Below are 18,531 nucleotides of genomic sequence, written 5' to 3'. Positions count from 1 at the left end.
GTCAGTGCTCCTCATCAGTGGGGGTGGGGCCTGAGACGGCGCCCTCGGACCGCAGCTCCGCGATCCGGTCGGGGGTGAAGCCCAGTTCGGTCAGGACCGCGTCGGTGTCCGCGCCCTGCGGGTGCGAGAGCCGCAGCTCCGGGGCGCCCTGTCCGGCGAACCGCACCGGGTTGGTGGGCAGCAGCCGACGCTCGCCGTTCGGGTAGGTGACGGTGCGCAACACGTCGTTCGCCAGGGCCTGTGGATCGTCGTACAGGTCGGTCGGCAGCTGGCACCTGGCGATGGGCAGGTCGTGCTCGCCGAACAGGTCCAGCCAGTGCTGCGCCGGTCGGGTGGCGAACGCGGCGTCGAGCAGGTCGACCACCTCGCCGTTGCGCCCGGCGGCATTGACCGCCGCGCAGTCGCCGAGCACCGGGTCCGCGATCAGATCGTCCCGGCCGAGCAGCCGCCAGACGGTGGGCAGGTCGCGGTCGTACTCCGGGATGCAGAGCGCCATCAGCCCGCCGTCCGCGCCGAAGTAGGTGTTGTTCAGGGGGTTGATCACCTCGCGGCGATCCTTGGGGTAGGTGATGCCGTACTGCGCCGCGACCATCGCCTGGTTCAGCATGAAGACCCCGGAGTGGAACAGCGACGCGGTCACGTAGTCGCCGCGCCCGGTGCGGACCCGCTGATGGACGGCCGCCAGGATCCCGGCCGCCAGCACGAAGGCGACCTGGAAGTCGCCGAATCCGGACGGGGGGAGCATCGGGGCCGAGCCGCGGTTCATCGTGGTGGCCAGCACGCCGCCACGGGACATGTAGGTCGTCATGTCGAACCCGGCGGCATCCTTCAACGGGCCGTCCGCGCCGAAGCCGAGCACCTGGGCCATCACCAGTCGCGGGAAGCGCCGATGCAGGGTGTCCCAGTCGTAGCCCAGTTTGATCAGCGACTTCACCCGGGTGCTGGTCACGAACACGTCGGCGTCGGCCAGCAGGCGGTCCATCACCTCGCGTCCGCCGGCGGTGCGCAGATCGATGGTGACGAACCGCTTGTTGAGATTGGCCATGTCGAAGCCGGGGTTCTCGTCGTCACCGATCGGGGTGCCGAACACGGTGCCCTGGGTTCGACCGGGGTCGCCTCGCGGGGGTTCGACCTTGATCACGTCCGCGCCCCATTCGCCGAGCACGCGCAGGGTGGTGGGGGCCGCGAGGAAGGCCGTCATGTCGACGACCTTGAGTCCGGCGAGGGGCTGCATGGTCACTCCGATCAGGAGGAGGGAGGGGACCGGTCCGCCGCCGACCGGGGGCGACGGACCGGCCGGGGGATCAGAAGGTGTCGCCGCCGCTGGCGATCAGCCCGCGTGCGGCGGTGATCCGCTGCACGGTGGGGGGTCCCTCTTCCAGCCACATGGCGCGGCAGTCGCGGTACAAACGCTCCACCGGCCCGTACTCGCAGCCCTCGAAGTAGCCGATGCCGCCGAGGATCTCGAGCATGTTGTCCGACACCAGCTTGACCGTGCTGATCGAGAACAGCTTGCACATGGCGGCGAAGGTGTCGGCCTCCTCGCCCCGGTCGTAGCGCTCGGCGGTGTCGTGCACCGCCTGACGCAGGGCGTAGATGTGCGTGCCCGACTCGGCGATCATGTGCTGGATCTCCTGGCGGGACGCCAACACCTTGCCGAAGGTGACCCGGTCCTTGGCCCGGGCGATCGAGATCTCCAGCATCCGCTGGGCCATGCCCAGGTTCGAGTCGGCGATGTGCGCCCGGGACAGTCCGAGCGAGAACATCGCCACGTGGTAGCCCTCGCCGACCTCGCCGAGCCGGTACTTGTCGGGGACCCGGCAGTCGGTGAACCGCAGACCGGCGTGCCCGGCACCGCGGCAGCCCATCATGTGTTCCATCTCCACGATCTCGTACCCGGGGGTGTCGGTCGGGACGAAGAACGCGGTCAGCCGGTGGTCCTTGTCGGCCTCCGGGGTGGTGAGCGTGATCAGGTAGGTGCCGTCCGAGCAGTCGGTGTGCGAGATCAGGTTCTTCTCACCGTTGATCACCCAGTCGTCGCCGTCGCGCACGGCGGTGGTCTTGATGTCGGCACCGGAGCCGGCCTCGGCCTCGGTCAGCGCGAAGTTGACGTACAGGGTCTTGTCGGCGAACCGGGGCATCGCCCAGGTCTTCAGCTCCTCCTGGCCGAAGTCGTCCATGATCCGCCAGTTCAGCCCGGCCGCGTGGTGCAGGTGCATCCGCATCCCGCCGGGGCCGCGGGAGAATTCCTCCTGCACCTGGAAGATCTGCTTGGTGGACAGTCCCCAGCCGCCGTACTGCTCGGGCAGGTAGAAGCGGTACAGGTTGTGCTGGCGGGCCAGCTCGAAGAACTCGGGCGGGAAGACGTTGGTCTTCTCGATCTCGGTCTGCATGGCGTCGAAGGGGCCCTCGGCGAGGGCGCGGATCTCGGCGAGGTAGTTCTGGAACTCCTCGTCCGTTGCCGGTTTGTGGTCGAGCACGTACATACCTCCTGACGGGGTGTACGGCGATCAACGGGAGCGACGTCGTCGTCGTACTCACTAGTTCGTACAAACTCACCAGCAGGCTTGCAGCGACGCCCCCGAAGGTCGAGGGACCATCGTCCCGATGCCGCGACATCACGGGGTGCAGGTCGGTCGGCAGGCCGGGACCTTGGCCCCCTCGTGAACGCCCTCACAAGCGCCAGGATGTAACTATCGGGTGAGTACCTGCGGCTCAGTGGAGCGCTGCGTGCGTGAGGTGCCCCAGTCCCCAGAGCTCCGTCCACGTGCACGAAAGGTTCGTCATGAAGAACCGCTACACGCCGACCGCAGGTTCCGTGTACCTCTACTTCTTCCTCTACGGCATGGCTGTCATCATCCTGTCGCAGAACTCCGGCCACCTTCAGGAGCAGTGGAACTGCACCGAAGGCAACGTCCTGATGGCGCTGTCCGGCATCGGCATCGGCAAGATCATCGGCCCGTCGTTCGCCGGCTTCCTGTCCGACAAGGTCGGCCGCCGGTTCATGGTGCTGACCTCCTTGGCCATGTACATCGTGTTCATGCTCGGCGTCGTCATCAGCCCCACCTGGCAGGTCGGCTTCGCGCTCGCGGTCTGGTTTGGCCTGGCCAACGCGGTGATGGACACCGGCACCTACCCGACCCTGATGGAGTCGTTCCCGAAGACCGCCGGATCGGCCAACATGCTGGTCAAGGCCGCCATCGCCGCCGGGCAGTTCGCCCTGCCGCTGATCATCAACGCCCTCGCCAACTCCGGTGCCTCCTGGGAGATCCCGTTCATCGGCGGCGCGATCCTGCTCGCGATCATCTTCCTGATCATGCTCAAGGTGCCGTTCCCCGACTACAAGGCGCTGGCCGCCGAGCAGAAGGCGGTGATCGAGGCCAACGCCGCCGCCTCGGCCGACTCCGGTGCCACCGGCGCCAAGATCGGCCTGGAGGGCGTGGCCCTGGTGCTGTTCGGTTTCACCGCCACCGCGATGTTCTGGCTGGCCCAGAACTCCATGCCCGCGATCGGCCAGTACCTGGCCGGGATGAGCGAGGACGGCGGCCGCGGGCTGATCTCCTGGTACTCGATCGGCTCCTTCGCCGGCGTGTTCATCACCGCCGCGTTGGTGGCCAAGAAGTTCCGTCCGGTCACGTTCCTGGTGGTCAACCCGGTGGCGGCCGCGGCCGCGTACCTGCTGATGGTGCTGATGCAGAACGCCACGCTGTACCCGGTCCTGGCGTTCGTGATCGGGTACTTCGCCGCCGGCGGCCTGTTCCAGCTCACGGTCGTGGTGCTGGCAGAGTTCTTCCCGGTCCGCAAGGGCCTGGTCACCTCGATGATCGGGCTGGCGTCCGGTCTGGCCGCCTTCGCGCTGCCGTCGGTGTCCGGCTGGCTGGTGGACAGCGCGGCGACCAAGGCCGACGGGTACACCAACGTCGTCTGGGTCGGATTCGGGGTGTGCGTGGCATCTGTCATGCTCGGCACCTTCGTGCTGTCCCGGCACCGCAAGGTGTTCGTCCGGATCCATGCCGCTGCCGACGCCGAGCGGCTCGCCGCCGCCTCGGCCTGAGCTCCCCACCCCCCTGCCCTGAGGAGTCCCGCGATGCCCCCTGTCGAGGTCGTGGACAGCCTGCCCGCCGACGTGACACCGCACCAGGCACGACGTGCGGCGGTCAGCTCCTTCGTCGGGGCCGTGATCGAGTGGTACGACTTCCTGATCTTCGGGCTGACGGCAGCGACGGTGTTCAACACCCAGTTCTACGCCTTCGACTCCCCGACGATGAACCTGCTGGCGTCCTTCGCGACGCTGGGCATCGGCTTCCTGTTCCGACCGCTGGGCGGCCTGGTGTTCGGCCGGATGGGGGACCGGGTCGGGCAGAAGCAGGTCCTGATCGTGACGATGACCCTGATGGGCGTCTGCACCGGTCTGGTCGGGTGCCTGCCCACGTACCAGCAGGCAGGCTGGTGGTCGCCGATCCTCCTGACGGTGCTCAGGTCGGTGCAGGGATTCGCGGTGGGCGGTGAGTGGGGCGGGGCCGCCCTGCTCGCCGTCCGCCACGCCCCGGCGAACCGCCGCGCGTTGTACTCCTGCGGTGTGCAGCTCGGCTACGCGGTGGGTCTGGTGGCCGCCTCGGGTGCGATCAACGGGATGAGCGCCCTCACCGGTGACCACTTCGAGAGCTGGGGCTGGCGGGTGCCGTTCTGGTTCTCCCTGGTGCTGATCGCCGTCGGGCTGTGGATCCGCTCGGGTGTGATCGAGCGGCCCAAGGACCCGCAGCCGGTCGACGAGAAGCGCGGATCGGTGCTCGCGGCGATCAGGCAGTCGCCCCGGGCCTTCCTCGAGATCATCGGTCTACGGTTGGTGGAGCTGTTGACCATGTACATCGTGACCACCTTCGCGGTCGCCTACGGGGTGTCGCACCTGGGGATGGCCCGGGAACGGATGGTCGACGTCGCCCTGATCGTCGGGGCGCTCGGGCTGATCTCGATCCCGACCTTCGCCTACCTGTCGGACCGGCACGGATGGCGGAAGATCTACGTGATCGGCGCGCTGATCGGTGCCGCCGCGGCGTTCCCGTTCTTCTTCGCGATGCAGTCGGGCAGCTTCCTGCTGGTGGTGGTGGTCGCCGTGGTGCTGATCAACATCGCGCACGACATGGCGGTGTCGGTGCAGCAGCCGCTGATCACGCAGATGTTCGGTGCCGAGCACCAGAACACCGGTGCCGGGGTCGGGTATCAGGTGGCCTCCGCCATCGCCGGAGGATTCACCCCGTTCCTCGCCACGGCGATGTTGGCGTGGACCGACGACCAGTGGTGGCCGGTGGCGACCTACCTGCTGGTGGGATGTCTGATCTCCGCGGCCGTCGCGGCGTTCGCGGTGCGGACCCGGGTCTAGTCGGCGAGCACGAAGCGCAGCACCACGTCCTCGATCATCCGTCGGATCCGGGGTGACTCCACCTCGCTGAGCATGTCCCGGCCGAACAACTGGTTGAAGGTCGACCGGTTGGACACCCGCTGGAACGCCAGTCCGGAGATCACCTGCTGCACGTCCAGGGCCGTCGGTGCGTCCGGCCCGGTGCGGAAGACCCCGGCGGCTCGACCTCGACGCAGGATGTCGTCCACGAGTTCGACGGCCCGGCGGTTGGTCTCCCGCGCCTCCTCGGACATCAGGTGCACCGAGCCCTCCGGCAACAGGTTCTCGAACACCACCAGACGCACGAACGCCGGCTGCTGCTCGTGGTGCAGGACGTTCGAGCGGACCAGCACCCGCAACGCCTGCTCGGGATCCAGCTCGTCCAGGTGCAGCGACGACTCCGCGTCGCGGATGCGCCGGTAGGACTCGACCAGGGCAGCGGTGTAGAGGTCCTCCTTGGAGCGGAAGTAGTAGTAGATCATCCGCTTGGTGGTGGAGGTCCGCTCGGCGATGGCATCGATCCGGCCGCCGAGCAGGCCGTGGTCGGAGAACTCCTCGACCGCCGCCTCCAGGATCGCCCGACGGGTGCCCTCCGGGTCGCGGCGGGCCCGCGAGGTGCTCTCGGCCTGGCTCAAGGTCATCGGGTGCCTCTCGGTGCTGGATGTCCGGTCCGTGAGCGTTCGAGCAGGTGAACGCGACCGGGGACCATTATGGAACGGTTGGTACAGTGCCGGATCCGCCCGGACGTGACCCCAGGAGTCGATCATGCCCACCCCGTCCGACGCGCGGCGCGCTCGCCGCGGCACACCGCCACCGGCACCGGAACGAGGGCCGCTGGTGGTCCTGTGCGGGCCGATGGGTTCGGGCAAGACCGCCATCGGTCGGGCCTTGTCCCGCCGGTGGGACGTCCCGATGCGGGACACCGACGTCGACGTGGAGGATCAGGCGGGGAGCACGATCGCCGACATCTTCCTGGAGCAGGGGGAGCAGGCGTTCCGCGATCTGGAGCACCAGGTCGTCGCCGCCGCGCTGGTGGACCACCGGGGGGTGCTGGCGCTGGGCGGAGGCGCCCCGCTGCGACCGGACACCCAGGAGCACCTGGCGCAGTACGCGGCGCAGGGCGGGACCGTGGTGTTCCTCGATGTCAGTGTCGAGTTCGCCGCGCCCCGGGTCGGACTCGACGACTCCCGTCCGCTGCTGATGGGCAACCCGCGACAGCGGTGGCTGGACATCATGCGCGAGCGGCGCGAGGTCTACGAGGCGGTGTCGACCATGCGGGTGCTGACCGACGGGGTGACCCCGGCCGAGGGCGCTCGCGAGGTCGAGCGCCGGATGCGGCTCGCCCGCCAGACCCCGCCGCACCACGGGGGACCGCACAGCCGCTGAGGTCCCGTCGCAGGTCACCGGGGCGTCGCATTGCGCCGGACGGGTGACTTTGACACCTTGTCACCCGACAGCGGTCTTTCTCTGAAGGGGACTCCTATGACCACCGTGGCAACGACGACGCCGTCCAAGGCGGCTCGTGTGATCGCGATCATCTCGGCCGTCGCAGGGCTGGTGCTGCTGATCGCCGGCGGTGTGACCTGGGGTGCCGTCTCCAGTCACCTCGCGGACGAGAACATCACCGTGTCCGGCGACGCGGCCAACTTCGCCGGTGACCCGGTGACCACGCCGTGGGCGGCCTTCGCGCAGGCGGACATCATCGCCCACCACGCGCTGGAGGCGACCGACGGCAAGACCTACGCCGAGCTGGACCAGGACGACCCGCTGCGCGAGGTGGCGATGAACGCGTCCTTCCTGCGGGCATCGCTGTTCACCTCTGTGGTGGCCTTCGGCGTCGCGGCGCTGGTGATGGGCCTGGGTGTGCTGTTCCTGCTGGTCGGCTGGGCGCTGTGGGCGCTCGGCGGCAAGCGCCGGGTCAGCATCCCGGACTCCGCTGCCCGCACCACGCCGGTGGTCCCGAGCAGCAGCACCCCGCCGACCGCCGAGCCGGGCGCTCCGGGAACGACTCCCGCGGTCTGACGCTTCACCGCACGACAGCAGGGCCGGGACTCCAGCGCGGAGTTCCGGCCCTGCTGCTGTGCGGACGGGGGCGGCCCCTCCAGCCGCCCCCGACGTTCAGGAGGCCGAGCGGTCCCGGCGCCGGGCGGCGTTCACCAGGGAGCTGATCAGCAGCCCGACCCCGGCGACCGCCAACAGGCCGATGAAGGCGAGTTGGAAGTCGACGTGCAGCCCGACCGCCCCGGCCAGGACCGCGGCACCGACCGCCACCACGATCAGGCCCCAGATCACGGTCCCGGCGCGGGGGCCGGATGCCGTCGGCACTGGGGCGGCCGGCGGCGCGGGGACGGTGTACGGCGCCTGCTGCTGGGGAGCCGCGGGCGGGGGCCCGGCCGGGGTCGCGGCGGGGGGAGGCCCGGCGGGGGTGGCGCCCGGGGGAGGACCGGCTGGCGTCGCGTCGAGGCGGGTGGTCTCCGGCAGTGGCCCCGCGGGCGGTCCGGCGGTGGGCAGCGGCTCGGCCGGGGTCGACTCGTCCGACGTCGGAGCGGCGGTGTCGTCGGGGGCGGACCGACGTTCCGGTTCCGCGGGTGTGCCGGCCGCCGGGAACTCCGTGGTGGGCGCCGCGGCGAAGGCGGCGGTGGGCGTCGGCGACTCGATCACCTGGGTGTCGCCCGGATCGGCGGTCTCGATCACCGTCGTGTCCGCGGCGACCGGTGCCGCCACCGCCGGCTCGGAGGCGTCCACGGTCTCGATCAGCTCGGTGTCACCGGCCGCGGTCTCGATCACCCGGGTGTCGGGCTCAGCGTCGATGACCCGGGTGGTGTCGGCGTCCACGTCGATCACCTGGGTGTCCTCGGCCGTGCCCTGCTCGGTCGTCGGGCCCGCCGTCGGCTCCGTCACGTCCTCGACCTGCTCGGAGTTCTGCGGGTGCTCGCGCTCGGTCATCAGTCCTCCTCGATGGTCACGTTGCCCAGGCCGAGGTCGACCCGGAGTTCGAGCTGGTTGGTGGTGTCACCGGTCAGCTGGTCACTGCTGAAGGTGGTCTGGTTGCCGAAGCCGCTGCGCACCTGCTGGTCGTCGTCCACGTTCCAGTAGACGGTGCCGCCGCCGGAGCGGACCACGGCGCTCATCGGGATGTCGTGGGGGACGATCACCGTCACGTCGCCCATCCCGGCACGCACCGGGACCACCAGGGTCTCGTCGTCGTCCAGGGGGACGTCGGTGAGGTCGATCTCCGTGTTGCCGAAGCCGAGGGTGAAGCCACGCTCGGCCGCGGTACGGCTGGTGACGTCGTAGCTCCGGTCGCCGATCACCACCGAGGCCCCGTCGCGGTCGAGGCGCCATTCCCCGTCGTGGTCGGCGGCGAGGGCCGGACCGATGATCACGAAGCCGATGATGGCCAGGGCGGTCAGGCCACCGGAGCGACGACCCAGGATTCCGCACAGGATGATCGCGAGGCCGACCAGCACGATCCCGGCGCCCACGACCATGCTCGCGACCGGTCCGTCGTAGTGGCCGGTGCGGTCGGCGACCAGCAGGGCCGCCAGGCCGATCAGGATCAGTCCGACCACCGCGCCGGTCACGGCCGAGCCGGGTCCGGGGACGCGTCGCTTCGGTGCCTTGGCGGGCTTCGGCGGCTTCGGCGGGCGCGGTGGCTGCTGCGCCGACGGGCCGCTCGGCTGGGGCTGCTGCCAGGACGGGGCGGCGCCGGCGGGTGCCGGGCCGGGGGGCGTCGCGCCAGGTGTGGTCGCGCCGTCGGGGGCAGCGGGGTAGGCGGCCGTGCCGTGCGGGTTCACGCCGTACGGTGCCGACCCGTAGGACTGTGCCGACCCGTAGGACGGTGCCGACCCGTAGGTCGGGGCCGGGCCGGGCGTCGTCGGGCCGGAGCTGACAGGTGCGCCGGTCGATGGCCGCGGCGGGGGCGGAGCGGTCGCCGGTGCGGGGGCTGCGGGGTCCGTCATCGGAGCCTGACCTTCCATCGGAGGTCGCCGGCGGGTGTTCGCGGCGATGATGATCAGCGCGATCAGGGCGGCGGTCCACGCCACGGCCGGGAACCAGCCGTTGTCGAACGGACCCCAGCCGAACCACCAACCGCCGTTGGTCAGACCGATCAGCACCAGGACACCGGCGCCGATCAGGCCGCCGTCCCAGTCGCCGCGGATCGCCTGCTCCAGGTGGATCCGGCCGTCCGGCTCGGGCAGCAGCGCCCAGGCCACGCCGTAGAGGACCAGCCCGAAGCCCAGCAGCACGCTCAGACCGAGCAGGCCGCGGACCAGCAGCGGGTCCATGCCGAAGCGTTCGCCCAGACCGGAGGCCACACCACCGATCCAGCGGTCCTGACCGCGGGTGATGCCGACCTTGCGGATCGCGCCGAAGAAGCCGTCCCCGCTCGGTGCGCCGGGCTGTCCGGTCGCTGGTCCGGAACCGGCCGGGGGCGGGGTGCCCGGGCCGTAGCCGGTGCTGTCGTTCGTCATGCTCCGATCCTGACCCGCGGCGGTACCCGGAGGACATCGGGGGCCACCCTGAGCCACCCCTGAATCCCACCCCCGGCACCCCGGAGTTCGGCGGCCAGGGGTTCAGGCGGCGGCGGGGACATGTGACCATCGGTGCATGCAGACCCCCGTCCGGCCCCCGTTGCGCCGACCCGAACGCGGTCGCGTCCTCGGCGGCGTGGCGGCGGGGCTCGCGCTGCACCTCGGCGTGTCCGTGCGGATGGTCCGGGCGCTGTTCGTGGTGCTCACCCCGGTGGGCCTGTTCGGGCCGCTGGTCTACGTGTTCTGGTGGGTCACGGTGCCGGTCGGCGATCCGGTCGACCTGGCCGGGTCCCGTCCCGCGGCGCAGAGCCGCCTGGCCCCGGTGCTGAGTCCGGCGCGGGTGCAGCAGCTGCGCCGGTTGCCGTGGGGCCAGATCGCCGTCGGTGCCGGTCTGGTGGTGGCGGCCGCGGCGCTGCTGCTCAACCGGTCCGGCAGTTCGATCGGGTCGAGCTGGCTGGTGCCGGTGCTGTTGCTGATCGCCGGTGTCGCCCTGGCCTGGAGCCAGTTGGACGCGGTGCAGAAGGAGCGCAAGGTCGACCGGCGTCGACCGGTCAGTCTGCTGCGGCTGGTCGGCGGTCTGGTGATCGCCGCGGTGGGCGTGCTGCTGCTGGTCGGCAAGGAGACCGACCCCGCCGTCCTGGTGCAGTCGATGGTCGCGGCGCTCGCGGTGCTGGCCGGGGTGGCCCTGGTGCTCGCCCCCTGGTGGCTGCGGCTGGTCCGCGAACTCGGCGACGAGCGCACCGCGCGCGCCCGGGAGTCCGAGCGGGCCGACATCGCGGCCCACCTGCACGACTCGGTGCTCCAGACCCTCGCCCTGATCCGGGCCCGTGCCGACGACGCCACCGAGGTCGCCCGGTTGGCGCGCGCCCAGGAGCGCGAGCTGCGGGCATGGCTGTACGACGACCGCCCGGAGCCGGGCACCTCGGTGGTGGCGGTGCTGCGCGCCACCGTCGCCGAGATCGAGGACACCCGGGTCGGCTCCGAGGGCGAGGCGGTCACCATCGACGTGGTGGTGGTCGGCGACTGCGAGCCGGATCCGAACACCGACGCGCTGCTGCAAGCCACCCGGGAGGCGCTGCTGAACGCGGTGCGGCACGGCCGTCCGCCGGTGTCCTGTTACCTGGAGGTCGGGCCCACCGAGGTGGAGGCATTCGTCCGGGACCGCGGCACCGGCTTCGATCTGGACGCGGTGCCGTCGGACCGGTTCGGGGTGCGGGAGTCGATCCTGGGCCGGGTGCGCCGTCGCGGCGGCCGGGCGTCGGTGGTGTGCAAGGACGGCGGCGGCACCGAGGTGCGGTTGCAGGTGCCCCGGGCCGGCACGCCGGAGGCCGCGGGACACGCCGGTGCTGAGAGTGACGTCAGTGACGTCAGTGCCGACGGTGCCGGAGGGGCCGCGGAAGAGAGGACGATGCAGGCATGAGCGAACCGATCGACGTGGTGCTGGTCGACGACCACCTGATGTTCCGCGCCGGGGTGCGCGCCTCCCTGGACGAGCGGGTGCGGGTGGTCGGCGAGGCCGAGACCGTCGAGCAGGCGATCGCCGCGGTCCGGGAGCTGCATCCGCCGGTGGTGCTGCTGGACGTGCACCTGCCGGGTGGCGACGGCGGCGGTGGTGCGGAGGTGATCCGTGGCTGCCAGGACCTGCTGGCCGAGACCCGGTTCCTGGCGCTGTCGGTCTCCGACGCGGCGGAGGACGTGGTCGCGGTGATCCGGGCCGGGGCGCGCGGCTATGTCACCAAGGCGATCTCCGGCCCCGACCTGTCGGCCGCCGTGCAGCAGGTGGCCGGGGGCGACGCGGTGTTCAGCCCGCGCCTGGCCGGGTTCGTGCTGGACGCCTTCGGCACCGCGGCCGGGGACGTGGCCACCGGGGACGACGAACTGGATCGGCTGTCCGCCCGCGAGCGCGAGGTGATGCGGCTGATCGCACGCGGCTACTCCTACCGCGAGGTCGCCACCGAGCTGTTCATCTCGATCAAGACGGTGGAGACCCACGTGTCGGCGGTGCTGCGCAAGCTGCAGCTGTCGTCCCGGCACGAGCTGACCCGCTGGGCGGCGGCGCGCCGGTTGCTCTGACCACCTGGCGATTCATGTGAAGCTGGGGTTTCCCCCCACGCAAGGAGACGCCCCGATGGACGTTGTGTACGGCCTGCTCGTCGTGTTGCACCTGATCGGCTGGGCCATCGTGCTCGGCGGCTGCCTGGTGACCCTCCGGCAGAACGCGTTCCCGAAGGGTGCCTTCCACGGTGCGCTGACCGCACTGGTCACCGGGCTGATCATGACCGGGCTGCGGTCCGCCGAGGTCGCGGGGCTGGACAAGCCGGACAACGCCAAGATCGGCGTCAAGCTGGTGATCGCGCTGGTGATCACGGTGCTGATCTGGCTGGGACAGCGCAAGCCGGAGCAGGTCACCAAGGGCCGGGTCGGCCTGGTGCTGGGTCTCACCGTCGTGAATGTGGTGATCGCCGTCCTGTGGCGGTGACCTGCTCCGGCGGCGGCACTCAGAAGTTGCAGGTGTAGGTCACGCCGTCGACGTAGTGCGTGCCGTTGCCGAGGTCCTGGCAGGTCTCGTACAGCGCGAAGGCGCTGATCCCGATGATGGTGCCGACGATCAGCCAGATCGCGCCGACCGCGATCGCGATCCAGGCCATCACCTTGCTGGCGGTGTCGTTGGTGCCGCGCTTCTTCACCAGCGCGACGATGCCCAGCACGATGCCGATCAGGCTGGTGCAGCCGAGCACCGACAGCACCAGGGCGATGATCGCCAGGGTCTTGGAGCCGGTGGGCTGCGGCGCGGCGTAGGGCTGGTAGCCGGGTGCCGCCGGGTGAGCCGGCGCGGACGGGTAGGCGGGCGCCGACGGGTACTGCGGTGCGGCCGACGACGCGGTCGGTCCCTGACCGGGCTGCGTCGCCCCGTCGCCGGGCGCGGGGTAGGTCGGGAAGCCGCCGGTGGGCTGGTTCGGCTCCTGCGGCTGCTGCGGCTCGGGCGGGGGCACGGGCGTGCTCATGGGTCCTCGTCTCATCTGGGATGGTGCGACGCGATCCTGCCAGGCGGCGTCGTCCCCTGTCAGGCGGACCCGGATCGGGATGTCGGTGCGGACGCCTAGGCTGGTGCCGCCATGACGTCGCTCTTCGAGAACCTCCCGCTGCCAGGACTGGACCTCGCCCGCCTGCCTGCCGCCCCGCCGCGGACCGCAGGCGCCGACGAGCCGCGCCGACCGAGCCACCACCGCGGTGACCCGGGCGCGCTGCTGGAGGGCCTCAACCCCGAGCAACGGGCCGCCGTGCTGCACACCGGGGGTCCGCTGCTGATCGTCGCGGGCGCCGGGTCCGGCAAGACCCGGGTGCTGACCCACCGGATCGCGTACCAGCTGGCGACCGGTCGGGCGCGGGCCGGGGAGATCCTGGCGATCACCTTCACCAACAAGGCGGCGGCGGAGATGCGCGAGCGGGTCGCCGCGCTGGTCGGCCCGTCCGCCCGGGCGATGTGGGTGTCGACCTTCCACTCGGCCTGCGTGCGGATCCTGCGCGCCGAGGCCAAGACGCTCGGCCTGCGGACCAGCTTCTCGATCTACGACTCCGCGGACTCCCAGCGCCTGATCACCCTGGTGGCGCGCGAGCTGGAGCTCGACCCGAAGCGCTACCCGCCCAAGGCGCTCGGCTCGAAGATCTCCTCGCTCAAGGACGAGCTGGTCGCGCCGGAGGACTTCGCGGCGACCGACGGCGGCGACGGCGGCAGCGACTTCGACCGGACCCTGGCGCAGGTGTACACCCGGTACCAGCAGCGGTTGCGGCAGGCGAACGCGCTGGACTTCGACGACCTGATCATGACCACGGTCAACCTGCTGCAGGCGTTCCCGGCGGTCGCCGAGCACTACCGCCGCCGGTTCCGGCACGTCCTGGTCGACGAGTACCAGGACACCAACCACGCGCAGTACGTGCTGGTGCGGGAGCTGGCCGGGGCCGGGATCGACAGCGGCGCCGAGGTGCCGCAGGCCGAGCTGACGGTGGTCGGCGACTCGGACCAGTCGATCTACGCCTTCCGGGGCGCGAACATCCGCAACATCATGGAGTTCGAGGCCGACTACCCGGACGCCACCACGATCCTGCTGGAGCAGAACTACCGCTCCACGCAGACGATCCTGTCCGCGGCGAACGCGGTGATCAGCCGCAACCCGGGCCGCAAGGCCAAGCGGCTGTGGACCGACTCCGGCCAGGGCGCGCAGATCGTCGGCTACGTGGCGGACGACGAGCACGCGGAGGCCCGGTTCGTCGCGGAGGAGATCGACAAGCTCGGCGACTCCGACGGCGTGCGCCCCGGCGACGTGGCGATCTTCTACCGCGCCAACGCCCAGTCCCGTGCGCTGGAGGAGGTCCTGGTCCGGGTCGGCCTGCCCTACAAGGTGGTCGGCGGCACCCGGTTCTACGAGCGCAAGGAGATCAAGGACGCCGTCGCGTACCTGCGGGCGATCGCCAACCCCGACGACGACGTCAACCTGCGCCGGATCCTCAACGTGCCCAAGCGCGGGCTCGGCGAGCGCTCCGAGGCGATGGTGGCCGCCTTCGCCGAGCGGGAGCGGATCTCGTTCGGGGCCGCGCTGGACCGGTTGGACGAGGTGCCCGGACTGGGCACCCGCGCCATCTCCGGGCTGCGGGTGTTCGCCGGGATGATGGCCGACCTGCGCGCACTGGCCGAGTCCGGCGACGCCGGGCCCGCCGAGGTGCTGGGCGCGGTGCTGGACCGCAGCGGCTACCTGGCGGAACTGCGTGCCAGCGAGGACCCGCAGGACCAGACCCGGGTGGAGAACCTGGCCGAGCTGCACGCGGTGGCGACCGAATTCGAGGAGTCCGAGCCGGAGGGCGACCTGGCCGACTTCCTGGAGCGGGTGTCCCTGGTGGCCGACTCGGACCAGATCCCGAGCGACGACGGTGGTGACGAGGGCGAGCAGAAGACCGACCAGGGCGTGATCACCCTGATGACCCTGCACACCGCCAAGGGCCTGGAGTTCCCGGTGGTGTTCCTGACCGGGATGGAGGACGGCACCTTCCCGCACATGCGGTCGCTGGCCGACACCGACCAGCTGGCCGAGGAACGACGGCTCGCCTACGTCGGGCTCACCCGGGCGCGGGAGCGGCTCTACATCTCCCGCGCGGCGACCCGCACCGCCTGGGGGGTGCCGAACGAGTTCCCCGCCAGCCGGTTCCTGGACGACGTGCCCGAGGACCTGATCGACTGGCGGCGGCGCGAGTCGAGCACCGATCGGCTGCGCGGCTCCGGTGGCTTCCTGGGCGGCCGTGGCGGCTTCGGCTCCTACGGCAACTCCGGTGAGCGCGCGGGGGAGCGGGCCCGCGACCGGCGCCGGGTGGACCTCAGCCAGCGACCGGCCGGCGGGGCGACCTTCGGGTCGGCGACCCCGCGCGCCGACGCGCAGATCCCGGATCTGGCGGTGGGCGACAAGGTCACCCACGACAGCTACGGCATGGGCACCGTGGTCGCGATGGAGGGGGCGGGGCAGAACGCCGTCGCGAAGGTCGACTTCAAGTCCGAGGGCACCAAGCGGTTGCTGCTGAGGTTCTCCCCGGTCACCAAGCTCTGAACAGGGCACAATGCGCGCATGCGTAGTCCTCTCTTCGACCAGGTCCACGCCGAGATCCAGACCAGTGAGCGCTTCGCGCTGCAGAGCTCCAAGATGCTCAAGGTCACCCTCGGCCCCGATGTGCTGTCCGCCAAGGGCGCGATGGTCGCGTACCAGGGGCAGGTGCAGTTCCATCACGAGGGTTCCGGCTCGGTGGCCCGCTTCGTCAAGAACGCGATCAGCTCGGACAACCAGCCGCTGATGCGGGTCTCCGGCCAGGGCGAGGTGTTCTTCGCCCGGTCGGCGGAGAACGTCTTCCTGCTGCAGCTGGAGGGCGACGCGATCAGCGTGAACGGCTCCTCGCTGCTGGCCTTCGACTCCGCGCTCCAGTGGGACCTGCACCGCACCAAGGGCGCCGGGATGATGACCGCCGGGCTGTTCAACACCCTGATCCAGGGCCAGGGCATGGTCGCGCTGACCTCGCACGGTGCCCCGATGATCCTCGACTGCTCGCAGCAGCCGACCTTCGTCGACCCGAATGCCGCGGTGTGCTGGTCGGCGAACCTGACTCCGGGCATCGTGAACAGCATGAACGTCCGCTCGCTGGTGCGCGGCGGCACCGGTGAGGCGATCCAGTACAGCTTCCACGGCCCGGGCTTCGTCGTCGTGCAGCCCTCCGAGGGTTACCCGATCCCGACCGCGTAAGGACGTTGGTCCCGGCCCGTTGTCTCGATGTGGAGATAAATGGGCCGGGACCTGGTTACGATCGACGGCGGCAGAGCAGCCGATCCCGACCCGGGATACATGGGAAGGACCGCAACACGTGGACCTGTTCGAATACCAGGCACGCGACCTCTTCGAGCGGCACGGGGTTCCCGTTCTGGGCGGGATCGTCGCCCGGACCGTCGCCGAGGCGCAGCTAGCAGCACAGACCCTCCTGGCAGCCCCCGACGCCACCGGCGTCGTCGTGGTGAAGGCGCAGGTCAAGACCGGCGGCCGTGGCAAGGCCGGTGGCGTGAAGATCGCCCGGTCGGCGCAGGAGGCGGCCGAGCGCGCCGAGGAGATCCTCGGCATGGACATCAAGGGCCACACCGTCCACCAGGTGATGATCGCGGCCGGCGCGAACATCGACCAGGAGTTCTACTTCTCCCTGCTGCTGGACCGCTCCGAGCGGCGCTACCTGGCGATGGCCAGCGTCGAGGGCGGCATGGAGATCGAGCAGCTCGCGGTGGAGCGGCCGGACGCCCTGGCCAAGGTGCCGGTCGACCCGCGCACCGGCATCGACGCGGCGAAGGCATCGGAGATCGTCGCCACCGCCGGCTTCGCCCCCGAGGTCGCCGACCAGGTGGCCGAGGTGCTGCAGCGGCTCTGGGACGTCTACCGCGAGGAGGACGCCACCCTGGTCGAGGTGAACCCCCTGGTGCTGACCGCCGAGGGCCGGGTCGTCGCCCTGGACGGCAAGGTGTCCCTGGACGCCAACGCCGACTTCCGGCACGCCGACCACGCCGAGCTGGCCGACCCGACCGCGGACGACCCGCTGGAGGCGAAGGCCAAGGAGAAGGACCTCAACTACGTCAAGCTGGACGGCGAGGTCGGCGTGATCGGCAACGGCGCCGGTCTGGTGATGAGCACCCTGGACGTCGTCGCCTACGCGGGCGAGGAGCACGGCGGCGTGAAGCCGGCGAACTTCCTGGACATCGGCGGTGGCGCCTCGGCCGAGGTGATGGCCGCCGGACTGGACATCATCCTGTCCGACCCGCAGGTGAAGTCGGTGTTCGTCAACGTCTTCGGTGGCATCACCGCCTGCGACGCGGTCGCCAACGGCATCGTCGCGGCGCTCGGCATCCTGGGCGACCAGGCGACCAAGCCGCTGGTGGTCCGGCTGGACGGCAACAACGTGATCGCCGGTCGCCGCATCCTGCGGGACGCGAACCACCCGCTGGTCACCCTGGCCGAGACGATGGACGGCGGGGCCGCCGAGGCAGCCCGGCTCGCCCACACCGCCTGAGACCATCCGAGAAGCGAAGAAGAGAGACAACCCACCCATGGCGATCTTCCTGACCGCGGACTCCCGGGTCATCGTCCAAGGCATGACCGGCTCCGAAGGCAGCAAGCACACCACCCGGATGCTGGCCTCCGGCACCACCATCGTCGGCGGAGTGAACCCGCGGAAGGCGGGCACCAGCGTCGAGTTCCCGCGCGGTGACGGCTCCGGGCTCACCGTCGCGATCCCGGTCTTCGGCTCGGTGGCGCAGGCGGTCGAGTCCACCCGTGCCGACGTGTCGGTGATCTTCGTGCCGCCGGCCTTCACCAAGGCGGCGGTGATCGAGGCCGTCGACGCCGGGGTTCCGCTGATCGTGATCATCACCGAGGGGGTGCCGGTCGCCGACACCGCCGAGTTCTTCGCCTACGCGCAGGAGAAGGGGGTGCGCCTGATCGGCCCGAACTGCCCCGGCCTGATCAGCCCGTCCCAGTCCAACGTCGGCATCATCCCCTCCGACATCACCGGCCCGGGTCGGATCGGTCTGGTGTCCAAGTCCGGCACCCTGACCTACCAGATGATGTACGAGCTGCGTGACCTCGGGTTCTCCACGGCGGTCGGCATCGGCGGCGACCCGATCATCGGGACCACGCACATCGACGCGCTCGCCGCCTTCCAGGAGGACCCGGACACCGACCTGATCGTGCTGATCGGGGAGATCGGTGGCGACGCCGAGGAGCGGGCGGCGGCGTTCATCCAGGCCAACGTCACCAAGCCGGTGGTCGCCTACGTCGCCGGGTTCACCGCGCCGGAGGGCAAGACCATGGGGCACGCCGGGGCGATCGTCTCCGGGTCGGCGGGCACCGCAGCCGCCAAGAAGGAGGCGCTGGAGGCCGCCGGCGTCCAGGTCGGCACCACGCCCACCGAGACCGCGGAGCTGGCGCGCAAGCTGCTCGCCTGAGCGCACCGACGCGGCGTGTCGATCATCATGACGGCACGCCGCGTCGGGTGACCTCCCTGGGCCACCGGCTCGGGGGAAGATGG

17 protein-coding genes are annotated in these 18,531 nt (G+C 70.8%); 11 read left to right on the top strand and 6 right to left on the bottom strand.

Translation table 11 applies throughout. The features are described 5' to 3' along the window. Position 1: 1 nt before the first annotated feature. Together HGK68_RS12585 and HGK68_RS12580 are read right to left on the bottom strand one after the other, a co-directional pair. A complete protein-coding gene (locus HGK68_RS12585) occupies positions 2-1,234 on the bottom strand; it encodes a CaiB/BaiF CoA transferase family protein (protein WP_169167116.1) in 1,233 nt (410 codons plus the stop codon). Positions 1,235-1,304: 70 nt separating this feature from the next. Further along, positions 1,305-2,480: an acyl-CoA dehydrogenase family protein gene (locus HGK68_RS12580; protein WP_206155749.1), complete on the bottom strand. Its 1,176-nt coding sequence runs from the start codon at positions 2,478-2,480 to the stop codon at positions 1,305-1,307. A 305-nt stretch (positions 2,481-2,785) separates the two neighbouring features. On the opposite strand from HGK68_RS12580, the gene HGK68_RS12575 reads away from it, so the two are divergent. After that, on the top strand, positions 2,786-4,054 hold the full coding sequence (locus tag HGK68_RS12575) for an MFS transporter (protein ID WP_169166271.1): 1,269 nt from the start codon (positions 2,786-2,788) through the stop codon (positions 4,052-4,054). 33 nt (positions 4,055-4,087) lie between these two features. Next, positions 4,088-5,380: a shikimate transporter gene (gene shiA, locus HGK68_RS12570; RefSeq protein WP_169166270.1), complete on the top strand. Its 1,293-nt coding sequence runs from the start codon at positions 4,088-4,090 to the stop codon at positions 5,378-5,380. On the opposite strand, the gene HGK68_RS12565 is transcribed toward shiA, so the two are convergent. Continuing rightward, a complete protein-coding gene (locus HGK68_RS12565) occupies positions 5,377-6,039 on the bottom strand; it encodes a TetR/AcrR family transcriptional regulator (RefSeq protein ID WP_169166269.1) in 663 nt (220 codons plus the stop codon). The genes shiA and HGK68_RS12565 overlap by 4 nt on opposite strands. Before the next feature lie 124 nt (positions 6,040-6,163). On the opposite strand from HGK68_RS12565, the gene HGK68_RS12560 reads away from it, so the two are divergent. Next, positions 6,164-6,784, top strand: a complete 621-nt coding sequence (locus HGK68_RS12560; RefSeq protein ID WP_169166268.1) for a shikimate kinase — start codon at positions 6,164-6,166, stop codon at positions 6,782-6,784. 96 nt (positions 6,785-6,880) lie between these two features. Then, positions 6,881-7,420, top strand: a complete 540-nt coding sequence (locus HGK68_RS12555) for an aromatic ring-opening dioxygenase LigA (RefSeq protein ID WP_169166267.1) — start codon at positions 6,881-6,883, stop codon at positions 7,418-7,420. Positions 7,421-7,516: 96 nt separating this feature from the next. On the opposite strand, the gene HGK68_RS12550 is transcribed toward HGK68_RS12555, so the two are convergent. Next, positions 7,517-8,344, bottom strand: a complete 828-nt coding sequence (locus tag HGK68_RS12550; RefSeq protein WP_169166266.1) for a hypothetical protein — start codon at positions 8,342-8,344, stop codon at positions 7,517-7,519. Then, positions 8,344-9,873, bottom strand: a complete 1,530-nt coding sequence (locus HGK68_RS12545; RefSeq protein ID WP_169166265.1) for a PspC domain-containing protein — start codon at positions 9,871-9,873, stop codon at positions 8,344-8,346. Before HGK68_RS12545 ends, HGK68_RS12550 begins: the two co-directional genes overlap by 1 nt. A 136-nt stretch (positions 9,874-10,009) precedes the next feature. Here HGK68_RS12545 and HGK68_RS12540 point away from each other — a divergent pair, with 136 nt between their 5' ends. Genes HGK68_RS12540 through HGK68_RS12530 form a run of 3 tightly spaced genes read left to right on the top strand, consistent with a single transcriptional unit; the run spans position 10,010 to position 12,412 of the window. Further along, complete coding sequence (locus tag HGK68_RS12540; RefSeq protein ID WP_169166264.1) at positions 10,010-11,353, top strand: ATP-binding protein; 1,344 nt, start codon at positions 10,010-10,012, stop codon at positions 11,351-11,353. Then, on the top strand, positions 11,350-12,006 hold the full coding sequence (locus HGK68_RS12535; protein ID WP_169166263.1) for a LuxR C-terminal-related transcriptional regulator: 657 nt from the start codon (positions 11,350-11,352) through the stop codon (positions 12,004-12,006). The genes HGK68_RS12540 and HGK68_RS12535 overlap by 4 nt, the downstream gene beginning before the upstream one ends. Before the next feature lie 55 nt (positions 12,007-12,061). Then, positions 12,062-12,412, top strand: coding sequence for a hypothetical protein (locus HGK68_RS12530; RefSeq protein ID WP_169166262.1), 351 nt, complete (start codon positions 12,062-12,064; stop codon positions 12,410-12,412). A 19-nt stretch (positions 12,413-12,431) separates the two neighbouring features. Here the strand turns inward: HGK68_RS12530 and HGK68_RS12525 are convergent, their stop codons facing one another. Further along, a complete protein-coding gene (locus HGK68_RS12525; protein WP_169166261.1) occupies positions 12,432-12,938 on the bottom strand; it encodes a DUF4190 domain-containing protein in 507 nt (168 codons plus the stop codon). A 111-nt stretch (positions 12,939-13,049) separates the two neighbouring features. Here HGK68_RS12525 and pcrA point away from each other — a divergent pair, with 111 nt between their 5' ends. The 4 genes from pcrA to sucD all read left to right on the top strand — a co-directional run bounded on the left by pcrA (position 13,050) and on the right by sucD (position 18,448). Then, positions 13,050-15,527, top strand: a complete 2,478-nt coding sequence (gene pcrA / locus HGK68_RS12520) for a DNA helicase PcrA (RefSeq protein WP_169166260.1) — start codon at positions 13,050-13,052, stop codon at positions 15,525-15,527. 18 nt (positions 15,528-15,545) lie between these two features. Further along, positions 15,546-16,211, top strand: coding sequence for an AIM24 family protein (locus HGK68_RS12515; protein WP_169166259.1), 666 nt, complete (start codon positions 15,546-15,548; stop codon positions 16,209-16,211). A 118-nt stretch (positions 16,212-16,329) separates the two neighbouring features. Next, positions 16,330-17,514 (top strand): ADP-forming succinate--CoA ligase subunit beta, encoded by a 1,185-nt coding sequence (sucC, locus tag HGK68_RS12510; protein WP_169166258.1) that lies wholly within the window; start codon positions 16,330-16,332, stop codon positions 17,512-17,514. 37 nt (positions 17,515-17,551) lie between these two features. After that, the gene (gene sucD, locus HGK68_RS12505) at positions 17,552-18,448 is read left to right on the top strand and encodes a succinate--CoA ligase subunit alpha (protein ID WP_169166257.1); all 897 of its coding nucleotides are present in this window, start codon (positions 17,552-17,554) and stop codon (positions 18,446-18,448) included. Positions 18,449-18,531: the final 83 nt, after the last annotated feature.

It is taken from the genome of Cellulomonas taurus (assembly GCF_012931845.1).
Lineage (GTDB): Bacteria > Actinomycetota > Actinomycetes > Actinomycetales > Cellulomonadaceae > Cellulomonas > Cellulomonas taurus.
The sequence above is the reverse complement of the archived record's forward strand: the minus strand, read 5'-3'. Positions and strand labels throughout refer to the sequence as shown.

Excerpts from the sequence above, each read along its gene's own strand:
- HGK68_RS12585 (WP_169167116.1), bottom strand. The coding sequence starts at position 1,234 with ATGCAGCCCCTCGCCGGACTCAAGGTCGTCGACATGACGGCCTTCCTC.
- HGK68_RS12575 (WP_169166271.1), top strand. The coding sequence starts at position 2,786 with ATGAAGAACCGCTACACGCCGACCGCAGGTTCCGTGTACCTCTACTTC.
- shiA (WP_169166270.1), top strand. The coding sequence starts at position 4,088 with ATGCCCCCTGTCGAGGTCGTGGACAGCCTGCCCGCCGACGTGACACCG.
- HGK68_RS12565 (WP_169166269.1), bottom strand. The coding sequence starts at position 6,039 with ATGACCTTGAGCCAGGCCGAGAGCACCTCGCGGGCCCGCCGCGACCCG.
- HGK68_RS12560 (WP_169166268.1), top strand. The coding sequence starts at position 6,164 with ATGCCCACCCCGTCCGACGCGCGGCGCGCTCGCCGCGGCACACCGCCA.
- HGK68_RS12555 (WP_169166267.1), top strand. The coding sequence starts at position 6,881 with ATGACCACCGTGGCAACGACGACGCCGTCCAAGGCGGCTCGTGTGATC.
- HGK68_RS12550 (WP_169166266.1), bottom strand. The coding sequence starts at position 8,344 with ATGACCGAGCGCGAGCACCCGCAGAACTCCGAGCAGGTCGAGGACGTG.
- HGK68_RS12545 (WP_169166265.1), bottom strand. The coding sequence starts at position 9,873 with ATGACGAACGACAGCACCGGCTACGGCCCGGGCACCCCGCCCCCGGCC.
- HGK68_RS12540 (WP_169166264.1), top strand. The coding sequence starts at position 10,010 with ATGCAGACCCCCGTCCGGCCCCCGTTGCGCCGACCCGAACGCGGTCGC.
- HGK68_RS12535 (WP_169166263.1), top strand. The coding sequence starts at position 11,350 with ATGAGCGAACCGATCGACGTGGTGCTGGTCGACGACCACCTGATGTTC.
- HGK68_RS12530 (WP_169166262.1), top strand. The coding sequence starts at position 12,062 with ATGGACGTTGTGTACGGCCTGCTCGTCGTGTTGCACCTGATCGGCTGG.
- HGK68_RS12525 (WP_169166261.1), bottom strand. The coding sequence starts at position 12,938 with ATGAGCACGCCCGTGCCCCCGCCCGAGCCGCAGCAGCCGCAGGAGCCG.
- pcrA (WP_169166260.1), top strand. The coding sequence starts at position 13,050 with ATGACGTCGCTCTTCGAGAACCTCCCGCTGCCAGGACTGGACCTCGCC.
- HGK68_RS12515 (WP_169166259.1), top strand. The coding sequence starts at position 15,546 with ATGCGTAGTCCTCTCTTCGACCAGGTCCACGCCGAGATCCAGACCAGT.
- sucD (WP_169166257.1), top strand. The coding sequence starts at position 17,552 with ATGGCGATCTTCCTGACCGCGGACTCCCGGGTCATCGTCCAAGGCATG.